The organism is Shewanella insulae (assembly GCF_009831655.1).
GTDB classification, from domain to species: domain Bacteria; phylum Pseudomonadota; class Gammaproteobacteria; order Enterobacterales; family Shewanellaceae; genus Shewanella; species Shewanella insulae.
Genome location: NZ_WRPA01000008.1, coordinates 162,967 through 183,069 on the forward strand (window position 1 = coordinate 162,967; position 20,103 = coordinate 183,069).

The window sequence follows — 20,103 nt, forward strand, 5'->3', positions numbered from 1 at the left end:
TTATTTTATATGCCTGTTAGAAGCGCTTTAGGAGACTTTGTCCATCTCGCAATGCCTCGGGCTGCAAAGCGGATGGCATGTTTTGATAGCAGATGGGTCGCGTCCAGCGGTGAATAGCCATGCTGCCCACTGAGGTGCTGCGACTATCGGTACTGGCGGGGTAGGGACCGCCATGGTTCATCGAGTGACACACCTCGACGCCCGTTGGCATCTGATTAAAGATAAGCCGGCCAACCCGCTGGCCGATGGCATCGACCAGGCTGTGGGCATTAGCCCAATCGCTCTCGTTGCCATGAAGTGTGGCGGTGAGCTGTCCCTCGAGTTGCTCGGCAAGGGCCTGCATCTGCGCGGCGTCCTGACATTCGACCACTATCGCGAAGGGACCAAAGACTTCCTGCTGCAGTGCGCTGTCGGCCAGGTAAACTGCGGCATCCACCTTGACCGCCGCAGGGCGGGTTTGATGGCTTGCCTCGGCCGCCTTGCCTTGGGCTAAAAACGTCAGCTGTGGATGTGCAAGCAGCGCCTCTGTTTGCTGTTGATAGGTGGCGGCGATGCCGGGGGTGAGCATGGCGCTGGCAGCTTGCTCGGCCAGGGTCTGGCTGAGTCTGTCGCAGTAGCGGGTGAGCGCCTCGCCCTTGATGGCGACTATAACCCCAGGGCTGGTGCAGAACTGACCATGACCCATCATCATAGACTGCACCTGAGTCTCGGCCAGCGTCTCTGCCTGCTCGGCGAGTAGCCCTGGTAGTAGAAACTGAGGGTTGGTAGAGCCGAGTTCGCCATAGAAGGGGATAGGCTCGGGGCGCGCGGCGCAGCGATCGGCCAGGATGCGGCCTACCTTTAGCGAACCGGTAAAGCCAACCGCCTTGATCTCGGCCGCCTCGACCAAGCCTGTGGAGAGCGCCGGGTTATGGCCCTGCAGCAGACTAAACACGCCAGCTGGCATGTCACAAGCCTTGATCGCCTTGTCGATGGCCTGGGTGACGAGCTCGCTGGTGGCCGGATGCGCCGGGTGGCCCTTGACGATAACGGGACAACCTGCGGCCAGGGCCGAGGCGGTGTCGCCACCCGCGGTGGAAAACGCCAGCGGGAAGTTCGAGGCGCCGAAGACGGCCACAGGCCCCAAGGCAACCTTACCAAGACGGGTATCGGGTTTGGGCAGCGGCTGACGCTCTGGCTGGGCCATGTCGGCGATCGACTGCTCTATTGGGTTTACAAGGTTTTGCGCAAACAGGCGAAGCTGACCACAGGTACGTCCGGTTTCCCCCTGTAATCTTGCCTGAGGCAGTCCGGTTTCAAGGTGAGCGGCTTCTATGATCGCCTCACGGTCGGCCTCGATATGTTCGGCAATCGAATTTAGAAAGGCGGCGCGCTCACTATCACTTTTGCTGCGATAGCTATTAAACGCCTGCTCAGCCGCCTTGGTGGCCAGGGTGAGCTGCTCATCGCCGGCGCAGGCAAAATGCCAGGCTATCGGGCTATTGGCGACGGGGTCAAAGCTCTGAAAGGCGGAGGCTTCGCCTTGCCACTCGCCATTAATGAAATGCTGACCGGTTAATCTGTTGGTGATGCTTAGTGTCATTGCTTTTGTCCTTATTTGGGGCCGGTTAGACCACCTGAAAACCGAAGGCATAGGGATCGTCATCGTCAACCGTGATGGCGTTGTGCCCCGTGATCCGCGCCCAACCCTTGATGCTTGGCATGATGGCGTCAAACTCGCCCACTTTGGTGGCGGCTTCTATGCGACCGACAAACTGGCTGCCTATGATGCTCTCGTGGGTGTACTCGTCACCCACCTTGAGTTCTCCGCGGCCATAGAGCTGCGCCAGACGTGCGCTGGTGCCTGTGCCGCAGGGCGAGCGGTCGATCGCCTTGTCGCCATAAAACACCGCATTGGCCCCGCTGGAGCCCTGGCTTATGGTGTCACCGGTCCAGAGAACATGGGAGACGCCGTTAACCGTGGGGTCGTCCGGGTGCACGCAGCTAAGGGTTTTGTGAGCGATTTCTCTTACGATCGGGCTCCAGCGCAGAATATCGCCAGCGCTCCAGTGGCGCAGGCCGGGGAAGTTGGCCTGCGGGTCGACGATGGCATAATAGTTACCACCGTAGGAGACATCTATCTTGAGTGGCCCGAGGTCAGGGATATCCAGCACCACATCCCGGTGCGCCAGATAGGCGGGTACGTTGAAGATCTTGACCCAATCTACCTTAGGGCCGGTTTGCTGGTACTCCACCTTTATCTGTCCGGCGGGCACGTCTATGGTGAGTTGCCCTGGCGTCTTAGGGGTTAACAGGCCGGATTCGAGCGCCGCCGTGATGGTGCCTATGGTGCCGTGGCCGCACATGGGCAGGCAGCCGCTGGTCTCGATGAACAGGATGGCGGCGTCGGCATTGTCGCTGCAAGGAGGGTAGAGGAAGGCGCCGGACATCATGTCATGGCCCCTGGGCTCAAACATCAGCGCCTTGCGGATCCAGTCATATTGCGCCAGGAAATCCTGGCGCTTCTCGCTCATAGTGCGACCCTTGAGATCCGGATGGCCACTGGTGACCAAACGGACCGGGTTGCCGCAGGTATGAGCATCGACGCAAAAGAAGGTACCTTTTAACATCTATGCCATACTCCCCTGAAATTAGTTGAGGTTGTACTTGTCGAGATCCAGGCGGGTAGCCAAGGCTTCAGCCATCACCTTTTCCACATAGGCACGCTCTTCGCCGACTAAAGTCATGCGTGGCAGGCGCACATTCTCGCTGCCGCGGCCGACGATCTGCTCGGCAAACTTGATGCACTGGACCAAGGTCGGAATGGTATCCAGGCGCAGCAGCGGCATGAACCAGCGATAGATCTCACGGGCCTCGTCGATACGACCGGCACGGGCTAGTTTAAACAGGGTAACAGATTCTCTTGGGAAGACATTGGTCAAACCCGAGATCCAACCTGTAGCGCCCAGCAAAATACTCTCCAGTGCGATATCGTCGACACCGCAGAGGATGTTGAAACGATCGCCGAAGCGGCTCTGTAGCTCGGTGAGGCGGCGGGTATCTGTGGTCGATTCCTTGATGGCTACTATGTTTGGTTCTTCAGCCAGCACGGCGGTCATCTCAAGGTTGATGTCGACGCCATAACCCACAGGGTTGTTATAGATCATGATAGGCAGCTTGGTTGAGCGTGCAACATGCTGGTAGTGGGCGATCACCTCGCGATCTGTGCCCCGGTAGACCATGGCGGGCAGTAACATCAGGCCATCGACACCTAGGGCCTCGACATCTTGAGCATATTTCGCCGCTTGCTGGGCCGTGTTTTCGGTACAGCCAGACAGCACCAGGATGCGGCCATTGACCGTCTCGACCGTGTGCTTGATGAATTCACGTTTTTCTTCCGGAGAAAGGGAGGCGTTCTCGCCTATGGTACCCAGGGCGATCACCCCATCGATACCGTCACGAATGAGGTCTTCCAGCATTCTTGCGTTCGACTCATAGTTGATCGAACCATCGTCATTAAATTGGGTAGAAATTGCTGGGAATACACCTTGCCAGTTTACTTTCATGTTCAGACCTCTATAGATATTGCCGTGCAACGTGCGCGGCGAAAAAAGTGATATCAAGTTTTGGCGTTTACCAAAAGCTATAGTATATTGTATACAATTTTAAGGGGAAGAAAAGCCCCTTGATGAGATTGCCGCTATTTATGTTTTTATCTCTCACCGATAAATACTATATATTGCATACAAACAATAACAAAGGAAGTCCCGATGCGCCTATTAGATTTAAGTCCTAACTTTCTGGAGTCTTGTACCCGATTTAAGACCCTCGACGCTCACACCGAAGGCGAGCCTTTACGGATCCTGCTCTCGGGGTATCCCGAGATCCCGGGAGATACCATCTTAGCTAAGCGTCGCTATCTCACGGCGCATCTGGACCATTATCGTAAGCTCTTGATGCATGAGCCCAGGGGCCATGCCGACATGTACGGCGCCATCATCACAGCGCCTGTCACCCCCGGCGCCGATTTTGGCGTGCTGTTTCTCCATAACGAGGGATACAGCAGCATGTGTGGTCACGGCATCTTGGCAATAGTCACGGTCGCGCTGGAGACGGGCACCTTAGTGCTGGGCGATACACCAAGAGAGATAAAGATAGATGCGCCGGCTGGGCTTATCCATGCCAAGGCCTATCGCGATGAGATGGGTGAGCTCAAGGTGAGTTTTCGTAACGTGCCCTCATGGGCGGAGGCGCTCGATTGTCGCGTAACCGTAGCGGGGATAGGCGAGGTGGCTTACGACATAGGTTTCGGTGGTGCTTACTATGCCTATGTCGATGCCGATGCGCTGAATTTAAGCTGCGCGCCGGAAAATGTCGCCCAGCTGATCGATTGGGGGCGGCGCATCAAGCACGCCGTGATGGCTCAGCATCCGCTAGCCCATCCATTAGAAGCGGATTTAGGCTTCCTCTATGGCACCATATTTACCTCGAATAAGACCAGCTCCAATGATGCCCACTCGCGACACGTGTGCGTCTTTGCCGATGGCGAAGTGGATCGCTCGCCAACGGGCACTGGGGTCGCGGGGCGGATCGCACTTTTACACGCAAGAGGTGAGGTTAAACTTGGCGAGCGCCTGAAGATTGAGAGTATCGTCGATGGTGCCATGCAGGTCAGCGCGCTGGACAACGCCGACTTTTATGGCAAGGCGGCGGTGATCCCCGAGGTGAGCGGCCGCGCCTTTATTACCGGGCGTCATGAGTTTATCTTAGATCCTAAGGATCAGTTTCAGCAGGGATTTATGCTCAGATGATGACCACTAATCATATGACAGACCATGGGTTAACGGAGCGAGAGCAAGTTGAGCAGGCCAGCGTTCCCTCTACCCCAAACGCGGACATCACGGTTATCGGCGCGGGTATCATAGGTCTCGCCAATGCCATCGCCCTGCAAAAGGCAGGCTTTAGGGTGCGCGTCATCGACAAGCAAGGGGTAGCCGCCGGCGCCTCCTTCGGCAACGCGGGTCATTTCGCCACCGAGCAGGTGTTTCCCCTAGCCGACCCGGCGATGCTACCTAAGTTGCCCGGCATGTTGCTCGACCCGCTAGGGCCGTTTCGCATTCAGCCGCGCTATTTTCTTAAGGCGCTACCTTGGTTTATGCGCTTCTTAGTCAATATGTTGCCCGCCAGACGCGCCCATAACTCGGCGGCGATCAAGGCCTTAAATCAAAAGAGTATCTCTGCCTGGCAGCAGTTGGTGAGCGACTGTGCTTGTCCTGAGCTGCTTAAGCTAGAGGGCAGTCTCTTGGTGTTTGAGCAGACGCCATCTATCGAGGTCGAGCGGGTATATCAGAGTTACCGCGCTGCCGGGGTGGCGGTCAAGCTACTCAGCGGCGATGAGGTGAGGGGGCTAGAGCCGGATCTCAGCCCAAATATCAAGCACGGGTTATGGTTTACCGATGTCGGCCATACACAGGATCCCACCGAGCTGTGTCAGCGTTTGGCGACGCAGTTTAGCAAGCAGGGCGGCGAGCTGGTGATCGGCGAGGTGACAGGTTTAAGGTATGTTGATAAGGCGATAGAGGGCGGCAAATACGAGAAAGACGAGCAAGGCGAGCAAGCCGTCAGCGTTTGTGTGGCAGACGGGGCAAATTATCAAAGCGATAAGTTGCTGCTTAGCGCCGGCGCCTGGTCTAAACCCCTGGCGCGGCAGCTTGGTTTCAAGGTGCCGCTGGAAACCGAGCGGGGCTATCATCTTATGATGCCACAGCAAAGTCGTTTACAGCGGCCGGTGGCCTCTTTTGAGCGTAAGTTCATCATCACCCCCATGAGCCGGGGCACCTGTTTAGCGGGCACGGTCGAATTTGGTGGCCTCAAGGCGCCGCTGGTGGAGGCTAGGGCCGACTGTCTGCTACCCCATGCCAAGGCGCTGCTACCAGGCGTATTGGCCGGCGCGAAAACTTCCCAGGGGGAACGTTGGATGGGCTTTCGGCCGTCTCTGCCCGATTCCCTGCCTGTACTGGGCGCCTCACCCAAGAGCGATAAGATTTTCTTCGCCTTTGGTCATCAACACCTGGGGCTCACCTGGGCCGCCTTTGGAGCAGAGCTTATGGCAAAGACCATCAAGGGGGAGAAGCCTTTGGTGGACATGAGCCCCTACCGCATCGACAGGTTTTAAACGCTGGTAGGAGTGGCACTCTTAGGGGCAAAGAAAAAGGTGCCAAAGGATAATAGATAAAAGGTACGTGAAGGCTTGTCTGAAAGGTTGAATATATAAAGGCTTACTTGTGCGCTAGGTTCGGCAATGCTTTAGCATTATAGTGTCCAATAAATTTTTTCCGGAGCCCCGATGGAAACCTTAGATCAACTACTCGAACGTATTGGCCGCTGTCAGATCTGCCAGCCGCATCTTAGCCATAAGGTGCGGCCCGTACTGCAGGCAGCATCGAGTGCCAAGGTATTGATTGTTGGTCAGGCGCCGGGCACTAAGGCAGCAGCCAGCGGGCTTCCCTTCGACGATGCCAGTGGGGACAGGTTAAGAGACTGGCTTGGTGTCGACCGCGAGCAATTTTACGACCCAAGCCTGTTTGCCATCATCCCCATGGGATTTTGCTATCCGGGAAAGGGACGCTCAGGGGATCTGCCGCCAAGGGCCGAATGTGCACCTGCCTGGCGAGAATCTTTGCTGGCGCACCTTAAGCAGGTTCAACTTACCCTGGTGATTGGCCAATATGCCCAGGCCTACCATTTCGGCAAGCAGTGCGGAGGCGTGACCGAGTGTGTGCGAGACTGGCGGCGCCATGGCAGCCAGATCATGCCGCTACCGCATCCCAGCCCGCGCAATAATCTCTGGCTCAGGCGTAACCCCTGGTTCGAAACCGAATTATTGCCTGTGCTCAAGGCGAGGGTGGCGAGCGCCATTTCATTAGGCGTTAAATGAAGAAACTCATCGGCTGGCTGTTACCGGCCGATGAGATTGGCGTGATTGGCTACAGCTTGTTGGCTATAGCGGAATTAGTTGAGTACGTTGCGCCAACGCTGGTTTGAGCCGCCGTGATAGTCCCATATACTGATCTCACTCCTATCTCCACTGCCATTGGCATCGATCACCTTGTTAGGGTTGAGGTGTGATCTGAAATAGCCACCGTCGTTATTCCATTGCTGGCTGGCAGAGTTGTTACAGTCGGCGATGACTATGGGGGTGTCGTTGGCGGTGTTGCCGTTGAGTAGGGTGACACACTTGTTCCAGTTTAGTTTACTGTGAAGCGTTCCCTGTTTGGGCTCATAGTACCATTGTTGGTTGTTGCCGCCGTGACAGCGGTCGAGCAGCAGGGTGTTGCCATTGGTCAGATTGCCATAGGGGATATCCAGACAGCGTCCACTCTGATGGGTACGCAGTGTGCTCCAGGTATACAAGGTTTTCTCTGTGCGCAGTTCCCAGGCCTGGCTGTTCGAGCCATCAAACTGCCAACTACCGATAAAGTCGTTGTTGCTGTTGCCCCAGACATCGATAACATAGCTGCGGTCTTTCTCTGCTCTGAGCCAGTAGCCATCGTAGAACCAACGCTGGCTCAGGCTGCCATCACAGAAACTGATGCCTATGTTGCCGTTGTTGTAGGCTTGATTCCGGTTGTCCAGGCACATGTTGGGATCGACGCGGCTGCGCAGGGTTTGTGCGGCTTTATCATAGATCCACTGTTGGTCATCCGAGTGGTATTGGCAGCTGTATTGCAGCACCTTTTGTCCGTTAAACAGGTTATCATCGTTGCCGGGAATATCCAGGCACTTGCCGCTGCTCCAGTTGACGATACGAACATAGGTAGGCAGGGGATCATAGTAGTCGCTGCTCCGGTTGGCTTTGGCCCGCTCCCACATCTGCAGGTAGGCCTCAGCCGAATGCATCACGGCTTCATAGATACGCGCTGGAGCCTGCTGACGAATATCTTCCAGGTGATCGGCGACCATGCCATAGTGGGCCATGCCGTCGAGATTGTAATTATAGGTTCGGTTACCCGATTGCTGCTTATCTATGACAAGGCCAAACTCTGTGGTGAAGGGGTATCTCAGTGGGTGGATGTCGGCGTCGTCACGGGGGCCGGGTTGATTACCCAGGCCACTCATGTCGGTGGCAAAACTCACACCATGCACATAAGGCGTCTGCTCCACCTCATCCAAATATTGACCTATGGTCTTGGCAACCTCGGTTGCAGTCCAGTTGTAGGGGGTGACGAAGCCGCCAAGCTGCACCGCACGCTTCAGGTTATTGTGCAACTCGCCGTTTTTACCCTGGGTCATCCAGCTATGGGAAGAGATCACGCCGCTGTATTGGCGCGCTTCGGCGATCGCTAACACTGACGAAGCCGTTTTCTCGCTCATATGATCGAGTTCGATCAACATCTTCTTATCTATCATGCGATTAACCAGATAGACACCGAGATCGGATAGGCCTTGTTGGTTGCAGTGCTCTATGTCAGCTTGATATTGGGGATTGACTATGCTGTTGGCGATGTCACCAATCACAGGAATCGAGCCCAATAGCGGGAAGCCGGAGGTCATGGCGGGGCCGTGGGTGTCTGCATCACATTCCTGGGTATCGAAAGCATAGCCAGTGCTAAGCACCTGACCGACATTGATCAAGCCGTCTTCGACTCGAGAGCCGCCGAATCGATTGTCGAACTTGTGGGTCGGGTAGAGGACGCGTACCCCGAGATCATAGATCTCCTGCAGTTGACGTTCGACATCGGCGCGGTCGCAGTTGTCTTTTATGCCACAGTTAAAGGTTTCCGAGGCTTCGATACCCATGAGTACGGCTAGCTTTCCATCAGCAATCACGGCTCTGGCCTGCTCGGGTGAGGTCACTATTCTGAAGAAGCCTCTGCCTATGCCGCCGGCCTGTGCATCGATATAGGTTTGCATCTCTTTGAGCCGCTGGATCTGCAGGCGTATGCTGTCCATGGTGTTACAGCTATTGTGTCCCACCCAGGCGGCTGGGTTGACTGAGGATTGAATGTTACACAGGACTTCGTTTTCGACGATATGGGTCACTATCATGCGTTGGCCGCCAAGATAGGCCCGTTCAAGCCACTTGTAGTAATAGCCCATGTGGCTCATCTGTTTGTAGTTGGGCCAATGGGGAAAATCGGGCCAGCCGCGGGTATCATATCGATAATTGACATCGTTATAGGCCATTAGATTACCAATGATATCTAATGCGCCCCAGCTGCCGTGTACACCGCTGCTGTCGTTGAGGGCGCTGGCGACGCCGAATCTGTGGAAAGGCTTGCCGTGCATGAAGCGCCCCCCCATGAACTCATAGGAGGTGATATGGGTATGAGGATCGATAAAGCCTCTTACCGGTTGGGATGCGTCACCCTTTAGTGCATCCAGGTTGCCAGTGACATTGGTTTGGATCTCGGGAAAGGGCGTGCAATCTGTTTGTGGCACCAGGATGAAGTCGGTTTCACTGGTGTAGTTGTAGGGATTGAGTTCATCGACAAAGTAGAGGCTGTCTGAACTGTAATTGTGTCTCAGGGTACGGTTGAGCCCCGTCACGGTAAAACGATAACGATAGCTTCCATCGACCTGGGGAATTGCATTGGTGCGCCACTCGGCAAACTTACCGGCGTAGGTGCCTGCGGTGATATGGTATGGCAGACGGGCGGCGAGATAGTAACCTTCGCTGTCTGTCATCATGTAGTGGTCTAAGCCTGTGGGTTTAAAATAGAAACGCCCCGCCTTTGCCAGACTTGCGTCGAACAGGCCGAAACTCTGACCGTCGTTGACCAAACCACCGCTGGTATAGCGATGAACAAATTTGCCTGTTTGTGGCGATTGGATGGCGTAACACCCCTGGGCGAGCGAATGCACAGGGTTGTCGTCACTCGCCCAACTGAGAGCGGGCGTGGCCATACTTAGGGTCAGTATGAATAGCGAGGCTATTGTGCTTACCTTCATTGTACATGTCCTTATATTTATATGAATTTTTGTATCCTGGAAAACGACTCAGGTGATCGCTGTGCCAAATTGTCTCAACTGTTAAGAGTTACCGACGAAATAACTCCAAGGCTCAAACCGAAAAGAACAAAAAGTGTACAGCTGTTCATAAATTGAGATAGTTCAGCAATCATTCATATAGTAGAAAAGTACTGTTTTTCATTCGTTGAGTTGGCGAGCCGTTCAGGGTGAACCCTGGTCACACCGAAATGCTTGGGTGAGGCGGCAGCTCTCTGATTGAACTGGCTTAGAACGGCCATGATTTTGACGTTTAAAACGATGTTGGCTGCCATTCTTATTGCCGGTAACTCCTACCTTAATTTATCTAACGTTAGGCAAGAGAAAGTCCGCTATTTAGCCATCTTGTTCTCGCTCGTGAGTTTACCGGTTAGGCTAGCTTCTAGCCGTTGCTGGCGAAGCTATTGTTTGAATCGTATAAATAGCACTAAGCTATTGTCATCTGTTTGCGCTTTGTAAAGCGCACCTAGCCGAGAGAGCCGATGATATAAAGATAATAAATAGAAAGGTTTTGCTCTTTTTTTATGCGTTAATATTCTAAACGCTCGTTTCAATTTGATGTTTGGAAACAGGTTTGACTGACTTGGGTGAGAAAAGCGAGCATCTGGAATACTCGCTTGGCGATAGTGCAGGGACTTGGAGGATGATGACTTTGAGCGTACAGCTGTTAGTTTTGCTGCATAAACGTCTCTATCTCAGCTATAGTGCGCGGCACCTTTCGGGACAGGTTTTCATGGCCGTCAACGGTGACCAGGATATCATCTTCGATGCGGATCCCCATGCCGCGATAGGCTTCAGGTAGATCAGTGGCTGAGGCCGGAATATAGATGCCAGGCTCTATGGTAAAGATCATCCCGGGCTCAAGCTTACGCCAGTGGCCCTCGTCATCATGATAGGGGCCGACGTCGTGGACGTCCATCCCCAGCCAGTGCCCCGTCTTATGCACCGTGAAGCGCTTATAGCTTTCGCTGGCCATCACCTCCTCATAGCTCCCTTGTAACAGGCCGAGTTTGATGAGACCGCGGGCCATCACCTGCATACAGGTCTCATAGAGGTGATTCCATGGGGTGCCGGGTTTGACTTTGGCGATGGCGGCATCGAGGGCATCGAGCACAAGTTGGTAGATCGCTTTTTGCGCCTGCGTAAAGCGGCCATCTACCGGATAGCTGCGGGTGATATCGGCGGCGTAGTGATTGAGCTCGGCGCCGGCATCTATAAGCAGCATCTGACCGGATTGGAGCTCGCAGCAGTTCTCTTCATAATGCAGGCAGCAGGCGTTGTCGCCCGCCGCCACTATGTTCGGGTAGGCGACCTCGTTAGCGCCGTGGGCGGCGATGGCATAGTTAAAGGTGGCGGCGAGCTGCGCCTCATTTATCTCTGCGCGGCAGGCTTTCATTACCGCCTTATGGCCGTCTATGGAGGCGTTGACTGCGGCGCGAATCGCCGCCTGTTCGCCCTCATCTTTGATCACCCTCAGTGGATGCAGGTGCTTTGCCAGCGGCGTGATGCTGCGAAAGCACTTAGGCGTATCGAAGGCGCTGCCATGACGCTGGGCGTTGCACCAGCCGATAATTTTATGATTAAAACGGCCCTGCTCGTCGCTGATAAATACCTGAGTCTGATGAGTGAGGCTAGTGGCGATGACGCTCTCTAACTCGGCGATGTCAAAGGCCTGGGTGGCACCAAAATCTTCTATGGCGCCAGAAACGCCAGCCCTGGCACCAAAGCTGACCTCCTGCTGGGGATCCTTAGGGCGGCAGAGCAAGGTGTAGATTATCTCGCCTTGGGGGCCACGGTAGAGCAGCGCTACCGCATCGGGTTCGTTGAAGCCGGTGAGGTAGAGAAAGTCATTGTCTTGGCGAAAGTGATACTTGATGTTCTTGCTGCGCACCTTTTGCTGATAACCTGTGAGGATCACAAAGCTATCCTCGGGTAGGCTATCCATGAGGCGTTGGCGTCTAATTGTGAATTGGCTGTTTGCGGGCATCTCTATCCCTAATTCTTTGTAGTTATTTACGAATGGGTTAACTATATTTGCATATTTTATCCATTACTAGTGTCTGTCGACTTTATTCGTGATTGTGCGGTGCATTTTGTTGATTCAAGTGTGATAATAATGGCCAACAAATTATTGGGTTCAGTTGGATTGGGGAAGTTTTCGTGAATCGTGCCGTTTTCCTGGATAGAGATGGAGTGATTAATATCGACCATGGTTATGTGCATCGGGTCGATGATTTCGAATATGTCGAGGGAGTATTCGATGCGTGCGCCGCGTTAAAGCAGCAAGGCTATAAGCTGGTGGTGGTGACCAATCAGTCGGGCATTGCCCGTGGACTCTACACTGAAGATCAGTTTCATAGCCTGACCGAATGGATGGACTGGAATTTCGCCGATAAAGGTGTCGAGTTAGATGGCATCTATTACTGTCCTCATCATAGTGAGAAAGGCATTGGCGAGTATAAGCAGGAGTGTGATTGCCGTAAGCCTAAACCCGGCATGCTCAAGAGTGCGGCGCAGTTTTTAAAGCTAGACCTGAGCCGCTCTGTCATGGTGGGGGATAAGCGTGACGATATGTTGGCTGCCAAGGCGGCAGGGGTGCCGACCCGTATCTTAGTGCGCACCGGCAAAACGGTAACAGATGAAGCTATCGCCGCGGCTACAGTCGTCTTAGACTCTATCGCCGATGTGCCAAGCTACCTAAGTACTCTGTAAGAGCCTTAATGGAGGAGAGTGCGCTTTCTAACGCATAGCTTTGTTTTATCGGTAGCAATCGCACCGATTGCTGCCGACACATCGCGTAGTGGTTAATTTGCCAAGGGAAGATGCCTAAAGGTTTAAGTACAGTCTGTAATACCACAAGATGAACCGGTTTATTTATTATCTAGACGATTGCCTGCCTTCAGCGGGATGAATTTTCTCCCTTGGCATATCGTGCGTTATCTGAGTTGTTTCTGATTAGGCTCTGCTTAAATGAAGGGCTACATTCGCTGCGCGGTGTGTCAATAAAATCGACGTGATAGTGTTGGCATAGTGAATCAAGCATAGTCTCCCAAGGCGCATCACCCGCGTATTCACTTAGGTTATGCCAGCGTTTGTTTGCCGTATCGACTAAGATAAGCCGCTCATCCTTAGGTAGCATGACCAGTTGCCAGTGCCCTGCATAAACTGAACGCTGCTTTAACTGAATATTATTGTGATAGGACTCAGGCTTCATCACGGCTCGACCATCCTCTCTTATTTCGTAGTGAGAGGCGGTTTCTGACATCACCTTCTTATCATCAATAAAGCTGGTATTAATCGACCTAACCGGTAATGATGACTCGACAAATATGTGTCGCTGGTTATCGTTCGGGCGCAGTGATTGTGTTAAATCGTGCGGAAGTGGCTGGCCGTCGAATTTCAAGCGTTTAGAAGATATTGTCTCACTGGTTGTAGGAGAAAGGTTGGCAACTATGCTAGGTGCAACGTCAATCAGTGAAAACAGACCATCTATTTTTCCTACTGGGTTTACAGGTTTACCGTCTCGATACCTTAATGACGCCAGTACCACTTGTGATTGCTCCTGAGATAAAATATTCGTGCCATGTCCCCAGGCCGCAACGTTGAGCGCTGTAGGCTGCTCAGGATGGGATGTTCGTACCTCAGTGTCGGTTGCCGCGAGTCTATCTTGACTCAACAAAAAGCCCTCACCGTGATCCGATAGCAGATACACCACGGCATTGTCTAATAGCCCTCGCCGACCTAATTTGGCGATAAAGTCAGCCACTTGCATGTCGACTTTTCTAACCATTTCGCCATACATATAGTGGTTGTAATTGCCATCCCAGCGAGTTTTATCTAATTCGATAAAATCTTTTGAGGTGAAGGGCCAGTGTAATTGACAAAAATGTACCGCTAAAAAATTTGGTTTATCGAGCGACAAAGTGTGTAAAACCTCATGATTGAACAGTAAGGGATCATAAGTTTTACCGTAAGCGCGATTGATATAGAGGTAAGGAAACAAGTTACGCAACAACGGCAAGTTAATTGCCAAGTTGACCAAAGGAAGATCGGCCACATTCGCTATAATCGCATCGGCTGCGCCTACCTTAGGGCCAATCACACGATCAAAGCCGTAATTGGCATCAATTTGATTGAAGCGACGTTCATCTATGGCATAAGTGGTTTGATAGCCAGCATCTGCTAATAGCCCTAATATGGGAAATGGCTTATTGATGAGTTCTGGCGGTGCAAGGTTGAACCTGGCGCCGTTATTTGTCGGATATAAACCTGATAAAACCCCCATCCAGGCCACAAAAGTGCGGCCCTGTGGCGTATAGGTACGATCATAAATTAATGACTTAGATAGTAACTGATTCAATGCAGGTGCTAGGGATGTATCGGCGCCGCGATAGGCAAGATGATCTGGGCGTAAACCATCAATACCGATAATAAAAATATTAGGCCGATCGCTACTCGTAGAAAAAACAGGTGTGTTTGTGTTGCGAGTAAATAAATAGATAGGCACTAAGCTAAATACCAGTAGGCTAACCACAAACAGGGTGTTCGTTCTTCTGTTATGGCTAGCTAGTGTGCCCAGCAACGCATAGATAAAGTTTGCAAACAGTAAGAGACCCAAGGTGGCTATGGTGATTCCAGTCGCTAGCGGTGTACCACGAAAAAAACCCAGTAATGATGTCGGGTAAAAGTAGGCATTTGCTGACAATACTAGAATGCAATGCAGTAGTAACAGCACTAACCAAATTTGTGTTTTGACGTTGTCATTTGAGGAGATGACAAACCACGGACGGCAGGAAAGGGTGATCACCAAAGCCCAGCATGCGTGTAGTATAAACACCACAAGAGCAAAATGAGTGAGGTCTAACATCAACCCTTGACTGAGCAGATGCTCAGGTTCGATATGTGTCATGGCATTGGCAAGGGAAAAGGCGGAATAATGCTGCAATAATTGTTTATAGTTAATCGCAATGACCATCAAAAAAATGAGCATTGCCAGCGTTCTAAAGAAAGTACGCTTGAGGGAGACGGCATTAGTCGATGTTATGGCTTGCTCTGCTGCGTCAGGCATATTGTCTCTCTATTGGATTACGGCGTATATGCTTAAAGCACCTCAATACTAATCTCCTTCTTCATTCTTCTTGGGTTGTTGTGTGGGCTGCAATGGGGCAACAGAATGTTCTCTTACTGTTAGTGCATTTGATGTCCTGCGAGACATTTTTATTGAGTCATTGGTTGATGATTTTGTTTTTACCTGAAAGTCATTGAAATTATTCAATAAACCATTTTCATTGCCAGAGGGCCAATCACCTAACAATAAATAGCGTTCAGCTAATGTCGCGCCAGATTCGACCTCGGTTTTTAGCGTAAAACGAGCATTTGCCACAGTGAGAGCGGGATAGATAATCACCAGCAGTAATACAATGATCAACAAAACTAATGCCAGTTGAAGTCTCTGCTGTTTAGTTAACTCCATCATTACCATGGATTTTATCGTCCTTTTAATATCACGTTGTTTACGTGTAGCGTGATGAGGGGTCAGATGGGTAAAGTATAGATGAAGAATTTATCTATGATACGGAGGCGATTTCGAGGGCAATATTTTGAGCTGTTATTAGGTTGAATAATCTTGTCATAACACAATGCCTGAACTAAACCTGAGCTAATTGTGACGCTTAAGTCGTCTCTTTGCCGCCATAGAAGTAGAAGCATTAACCACAGTGAGTTAGCGTGATTTTCCTATAATGTTACTGGTGAATACCGTCTCTATATTTCTCTGTTGAATAGGGTGGGCTCGACAATATGAAATCCCTCTTATCTTATATGCTGACCGTTTTGGCTTGTTTAGTTAGCGTTAGCCTGAATCTTATTAGTCAATCTGCGCTGGCCGCAGACAATATGGCAGCGCAGATAAACCAGCATCCTGTTGCTAGTGAGCCTGAATTTATTTGGTTCGATCAGCGAGGACCAAAGCCGTTAACCATAGATATGCTTGCATTAGCACAAGAACTGGGGTTTTGGCAGCACAAAGGCTCGTCGACGATTAAGGAGGGGGCGCAAGCCACAAGAGACTTAGACGACAGGTATTCGCAACTATTTATCGAAATGCTGAAAACATTAAGGCTAGGGCAGGGAAATGAAGCCTTATCGAATGTTCGACAATTACGTCGCGCAGTACAAACTCAGCAGCTGCATGAGTTACTCGATGGAATGCTACCTGAGCATAAGCAGGTGCAATTGTTGCGTGAACAAATTCGGCGCTATCAACAACTTGAAATTTATGTATGGCCGGCCATATCCTCGAGGCAATACCGTTTAGGGCAGCGGTCGCCTGAAATTGCCAAGTTGCGGTGGATGCTCAGTCAATTAGGCGACTTGCCACCTAAACCATCTAACGCCTATCGAGATGCGATTTATGATCCTGCAATCGTCAGTGCCATAAAGCATTTCCAAATAAGGCACGGGATACCTGAAAGTGGGCAACTCGATAGTTTGACCCGAAAAGCACTGCAGGTATCACCTTCACAGCGAATTGCTCATCTGCGCCAGGCATTATTTCGCTGGTTCGCATTACCAATACAGTTGCCGCAACAATACTTGTGGGTCAATATTCCTGCGTATCAATTACAGATAATGGACAATGAGACCAGTGTATTGAGTATGCGGGTGATTGTGGGTAAACCCGAGACGCCGACGCCGCAAATGGTGACAACACTGGATCTGGTGACACTGAATCCAACTTGGACTCCACCTCGAAGTATTGTCTACGGAGAGTTACTGCCTAAACATGGCCGTACACCTGGGTATCTTGCCGCCCATGGATTTGAGCTGCGAAAGGTCAGCCAAGGTCACTCTTTGGCGATACCATTGGCAAACCAATCTTCTAAGCAAATCGCCGCGCTACTGAGTGAGTATCAACTTGTTCAGCAACCAGGTGCTAATAATTCATTGGGTCGATACAGATTCTCGATCCCGAATAATGAAGCCATCTATTTGCATGACACGCCTGTAAAGAAGTTATTTATGCGTCAAGAACGAGCCTTGAGTCATGGTTGTGTGCGCTTAGAGAAAGCGGACCTCTTAGTCAACTACCTATTAACTCGGCACATCAATCAGTCACCAGCAGTTATCAAAGAGGCGTTAGCACAAAAATCGCCGCGTTATTTTAAGCTCGCCGAGCCTTTACCCGTGTTGGTAACCTATTTAACGACTTGGATCGATGTTCGAGGAGTGGTGCAGTTTCGCCCGGATATCTACGAGTTGAATTCACCTTTAGTCGAGAGAGCTCCTGTTGCAGATTTGGGGTTATAGGCCATCGCCTATAAACACTTTAATATCCATCTAAGTATTTAGCTCTTGCCTAGTTAATACTTTTGACTTACTTGGTTGGTGTTTTGATATTGGTTTTCGCCGTCAAATACACAATGTACTATCAAGTCTTAATTTTTCTTCTTACGACAAAATCTCGCGACGACTCGCTATCACTCCTTACTAAGTGCTTTCTTAACTCATTTAGTTTGAATAAAAATTAGCTTCCCCCCTTAGCACAATAACGCTCTTAAAGTTGTTTGTTTTTTAATCTGTGCATCGTGAAAATTTTGCTACCCTTAAATGTAACGGCAATGTTGGATTATGCGGTTTTCCCAATATTGCTGTTCGACAGGCTAGGTTGCGGGTAGTAAACCTTATCTCTGTCATCATTAATAATTGGCAACAGGAACACATATTCGGTAGCAAGTCATGGCACTGATGGATATGAAGTGATGGAGCTGATAGTGAGCAAGGTGAACGAGGCGGGTTTAGGTGAGACAGGTCGTAAACTATGCTCGCTTCTAGGAGTCCTGCTCAGCACCTGAATTGAGTGCCTCTTGGGGTCGTTAGGAGAAAACTATGAACCTTACAAGCTTATTTAAAGATTTTATTGAAGATGAAAGTGGCCTAACGGCAGTGGAATATGCCATTGCCGGTGGCCTGGTTGTGGGCGGGATGATTGCCGCGTTTAACCTATTAGGTGATAACGCAACAGATAAGATTGAGTGTTTAGCTTCTGCAGTTAACGGGGCTAGCACTGACTGCACCACTAATTAAGGCATTTAGCTTGTGATAGAGGTGCCTAGTTTGACTTGAATACTAGGCACCTATGCTATTTGGATAATTTTTAATGCCTATCTAAGAGATACGATCTCAATGACAGATGCCCAATTATTACTTCAAATCACGTTGGCGGCGCTGTTTTTCATCATAGCCATCGCCACAGATTTAAGGTCGCATCGTATTCCTAACGCCTTGTCCCTTGCGGCGATTTTCTGTGGTTTTGCCATCAATGGATATTATGCACAGCTCAATGGCTTGCTGTTAGCCGGTTTTGGTTTTGCACTGGCGTTTATTATTTTGTTTCCTGTCTTCATTTTTAGGCTACTCGGCGCTGGCGATATTAAATTGATGATGGGAATTGGTGCCCTTATGGGGCCAGAGCTTTTGGCGTGGAGTCTCTTATATGGCGTCGCCGCAGGAGCTGTCACTAGCATATTACTTGTGTTGTGGCGAACAGGTTTGAGTGGTGTTGTTAACACCCTTAAACGTTATTGGGACTGTATTTATTGCAGAACTTATTTTAAACCTGAGCCTAATGAAGCAGCAGGGCAGAAAGTGCCCTATGCACCGGCATTGGCCATAGGCTGGCTGGTGGCTTGCAGTATTAACTATGATTTGCCAAGTGTCTATTTGCAGTTAAGTCATTATTTGGGATAGGAAGTCTAATTATGTTGCAATCGGATGTGGGTCATTCTGTAGATGTTCAATCATCATCTCTGCCTAGAGACCATGAACATATTGGTGATGTGAGTAAGTTGGCTCCCAAGCCTATTTCCATAGATGATACAGGTTTATCTGAAGCATTATTATTAGATTTATTGGTTAAACACATATTTACCGCAGGTGTAGTCACTAAAGAATTGATGGTCGCCAAAATGGGCATAACGGGAGGTATCTTGCAACAATTGCTCGATACCGCCAAGAAGCTAGGGTGGGTCGAAAACCGACAAACGACGGCTGATGGCCAGATGCGCTATGCCTTGAGTCATACGGGCGAGATTCACGCAAAGTTAGTTTTTAGCCGCAGCGGTTATCTCGGACTGGCTCCCGTCCCCCTTAAACAATACATTCCCATCTGTAAACAACAATCTAGCAGAGCGCGCCCCATTACCTATGAGATGCTTGAGCAAGGGCTTAAAGCGCTCGTGTTACCGCAAGACCTACTCTATAAAATTGGGCCTGCAATGAATTCCAGTCGTCCTGTATTGATATACGGTCCACCTGGGACAGGTAAAAGTTATCTGTGTCGTAACCTAAATCTGACTTTGGGCGATGCTGTGTTAATTCCTTATGCGATTGCTATTGGCAATGAAATCATTCAGGTCTTTGACCCTGAATTGCATCATCGCACCGAAGTTGAGGCAACGAATAACCCATTAGATTTAGGCAGTGGCCATGATCCAAGATGGATTCAATGCCAACGTCCGCTTAGGATCACAGGTGGTGAGCTTACGGCTGAAATGCTAGAGGTACAATTTGATACCCATAGCCGGACGTATATGGCCCCACTGCAGCTTAAGGCCAACAATGGCATCTTGTTACTCGATGATTTAGGGCGACAACGCATCAGTGCGAAACAACTCTTTAACCGTTGGATCATACCGATGGAAGAACATAGAGATTTTTTGAGCCTACAGTCTGGCGAACATTTTGAGATCCCATTCGAGCTAATTCTACTCTTCTCTACTAACCTTGATCCTAAAGAGTTAGTCGACGAAGCATTTCTTCGGCGACTTGGTTACAAGATCCATTTTGATGCACTGGATGAGTCACTCTACCGCAAGATTTGGTTTCAGGTATGTGATGAATTAGAGCTGAGCTGTGACGAAGAGGCATTTACATACCTGCTGAGGGAATATCATCAGAAGTTTGCTAAGCCTTTGATTCCTTGTTATCCGCGAGATCTTCTCGGGATTATGTTTGACCAAATTTGTTTTATGAAGCTCGAACCAGTGGTGACACAGTCTCTCATCGACTCAGCATGGTCCATATATTTTGTTGAGAGTTGATGTTAAGGCACTGTCT

General features: G+C 50.7%; 15 protein-coding genes. 8 read left to right on the plus strand and 7 right to left on the minus strand.

Features of this window, described 5'->3' with window-relative positions; translation table 11 throughout:
- Positions 1-16: 16 nt before the first annotated feature.
- From GNT65_RS10715 to dapA, 3 genes are read right to left on the minus strand one after another with little or no spacing between them, the layout of a single operon-like run.
- Complete coding sequence (locus GNT65_RS10715) at positions 17-1,582, minus strand: aldehyde dehydrogenase (NADP(+)) (protein ID WP_160796048.1); 1,566 nt, start codon at positions 1,580-1,582, stop codon at positions 17-19.
- 25 nt (positions 1,583-1,607) lie between these two features.
- Entirely contained in the window at positions 1,608-2,609 is a 1,002-nt protein-coding gene (locus GNT65_RS10720; protein ID WP_160796050.1) for a 4-hydroxyproline epimerase, read from the minus strand.
- Between the two features lie 21 nt (positions 2,610-2,630).
- Positions 2,631-3,545 (minus strand): 4-hydroxy-tetrahydrodipicolinate synthase, encoded by a 915-nt coding sequence (gene dapA / locus GNT65_RS10725; protein ID WP_160796052.1) that lies wholly within the window; start codon positions 3,543-3,545, stop codon positions 2,631-2,633.
- A gap of 204 nt (positions 3,546-3,749) precedes the next feature.
- On the opposite strand from dapA, the gene GNT65_RS10730 reads away from it, so the two are divergent.
- The 3 genes from GNT65_RS10730 to GNT65_RS10740 all read left to right on the plus strand — a co-directional run bounded on the left by GNT65_RS10730 (position 3,750) and on the right by GNT65_RS10740 (position 6,916).
- Positions 3,750-4,790, plus strand: coding sequence for a proline racemase family protein (locus GNT65_RS10730; RefSeq protein WP_160796054.1), 1,041 nt, complete (start codon positions 3,750-3,752; stop codon positions 4,788-4,790).
- Positions 4,787-6,154, plus strand: coding sequence for an NAD(P)/FAD-dependent oxidoreductase (locus GNT65_RS10735; protein ID WP_160796056.1), 1,368 nt, complete (start codon positions 4,787-4,789; stop codon positions 6,152-6,154). Before GNT65_RS10730 ends, GNT65_RS10735 begins: the two co-directional genes overlap by 4 nt.
- 171 nt (positions 6,155-6,325) lie before the next feature.
- The gene (locus tag GNT65_RS10740; RefSeq protein ID WP_160796058.1) at positions 6,326-6,916 is read left to right on the plus strand and encodes a uracil-DNA glycosylase family protein; all 591 of its coding nucleotides are present in this window, start codon (positions 6,326-6,328) and stop codon (positions 6,914-6,916) included.
- Between the two features lie 74 nt (positions 6,917-6,990).
- Here the strand turns inward: GNT65_RS10740 and GNT65_RS10745 are convergent, their stop codons facing one another.
- Both GNT65_RS10745 and GNT65_RS10750 read right to left on the minus strand, forming a co-directional pair.
- The gene (locus GNT65_RS10745; protein ID WP_160796060.1) at positions 6,991-9,930 is read right to left on the minus strand and encodes a ricin-type beta-trefoil lectin domain protein; all 2,940 of its coding nucleotides are present in this window, start codon (positions 9,928-9,930) and stop codon (positions 6,991-6,993) included.
- Positions 9,931-10,654: 724 nt separating this feature from the next.
- Positions 10,655-11,974 (minus strand): aminopeptidase P N-terminal domain-containing protein, encoded by a 1,320-nt coding sequence (locus tag GNT65_RS10750; RefSeq protein ID WP_160796062.1) that lies wholly within the window; start codon positions 11,972-11,974, stop codon positions 10,655-10,657.
- Positions 11,975-12,147: 173 nt separating this feature from the next.
- Here GNT65_RS10750 and gmhB point away from each other — a divergent pair, with 173 nt between their 5' ends.
- Positions 12,148-12,699: a D-glycero-beta-D-manno-heptose 1,7-bisphosphate 7-phosphatase gene (gmhB, locus tag GNT65_RS10755; protein ID WP_160796064.1), complete on the plus strand. Its 552-nt coding sequence runs from the start codon at positions 12,148-12,150 to the stop codon at positions 12,697-12,699.
- A gap of 187 nt (positions 12,700-12,886) precedes the next feature.
- On the opposite strand, the gene GNT65_RS10760 is transcribed toward gmhB, so the two are convergent.
- Both GNT65_RS10760 and GNT65_RS10765 read right to left on the minus strand, forming a co-directional pair.
- A complete protein-coding gene (locus GNT65_RS10760; RefSeq protein ID WP_160796066.1) occupies positions 12,887-15,055 on the minus strand; it encodes a sulfatase-like hydrolase/transferase in 2,169 nt (722 codons plus the stop codon).
- Between the two features lie 48 nt (positions 15,056-15,103).
- On the minus strand, positions 15,104-15,469 hold the full coding sequence (locus GNT65_RS10765; protein ID WP_160796068.1) for a hypothetical protein: 366 nt from the start codon (positions 15,467-15,469) through the stop codon (positions 15,104-15,106).
- A gap of 317 nt (positions 15,470-15,786) precedes the next feature.
- Here GNT65_RS10765 and GNT65_RS10770 point away from each other — a divergent pair, with 317 nt between their 5' ends.
- The 4 genes from GNT65_RS10770 to GNT65_RS10785 all read left to right on the plus strand — a co-directional run bounded on the left by GNT65_RS10770 (position 15,787) and on the right by GNT65_RS10785 (position 20,087).
- Positions 15,787-17,295, plus strand: coding sequence for a L,D-transpeptidase family protein (locus GNT65_RS10770; protein WP_160796070.1), 1,509 nt, complete (start codon positions 15,787-15,789; stop codon positions 17,293-17,295).
- Positions 17,296-17,874: 579 nt separating this feature from the next.
- Complete coding sequence (locus GNT65_RS10775) at positions 17,875-18,072, plus strand: Flp family type IVb pilin (RefSeq protein ID WP_160796072.1); 198 nt, start codon at positions 17,875-17,877, stop codon at positions 18,070-18,072.
- A gap of 99 nt (positions 18,073-18,171) precedes the next feature.
- On the plus strand, positions 18,172-18,735 hold the full coding sequence (locus GNT65_RS10780; protein ID WP_160796074.1) for an A24 family peptidase: 564 nt from the start codon (positions 18,172-18,174) through the stop codon (positions 18,733-18,735).
- A gap of 11 nt (positions 18,736-18,746) precedes the next feature.
- Positions 18,747-20,087 carry an ATP-binding protein gene (locus tag GNT65_RS10785; protein ID WP_160796076.1) on the plus strand — a complete coding sequence of 447 codons (1,341 nt, stop codon included), beginning with the start codon at positions 18,747-18,749 and terminating at the stop codon, positions 20,085-20,087.
- Positions 20,088-20,103: the final 16 nt, after the last annotated feature.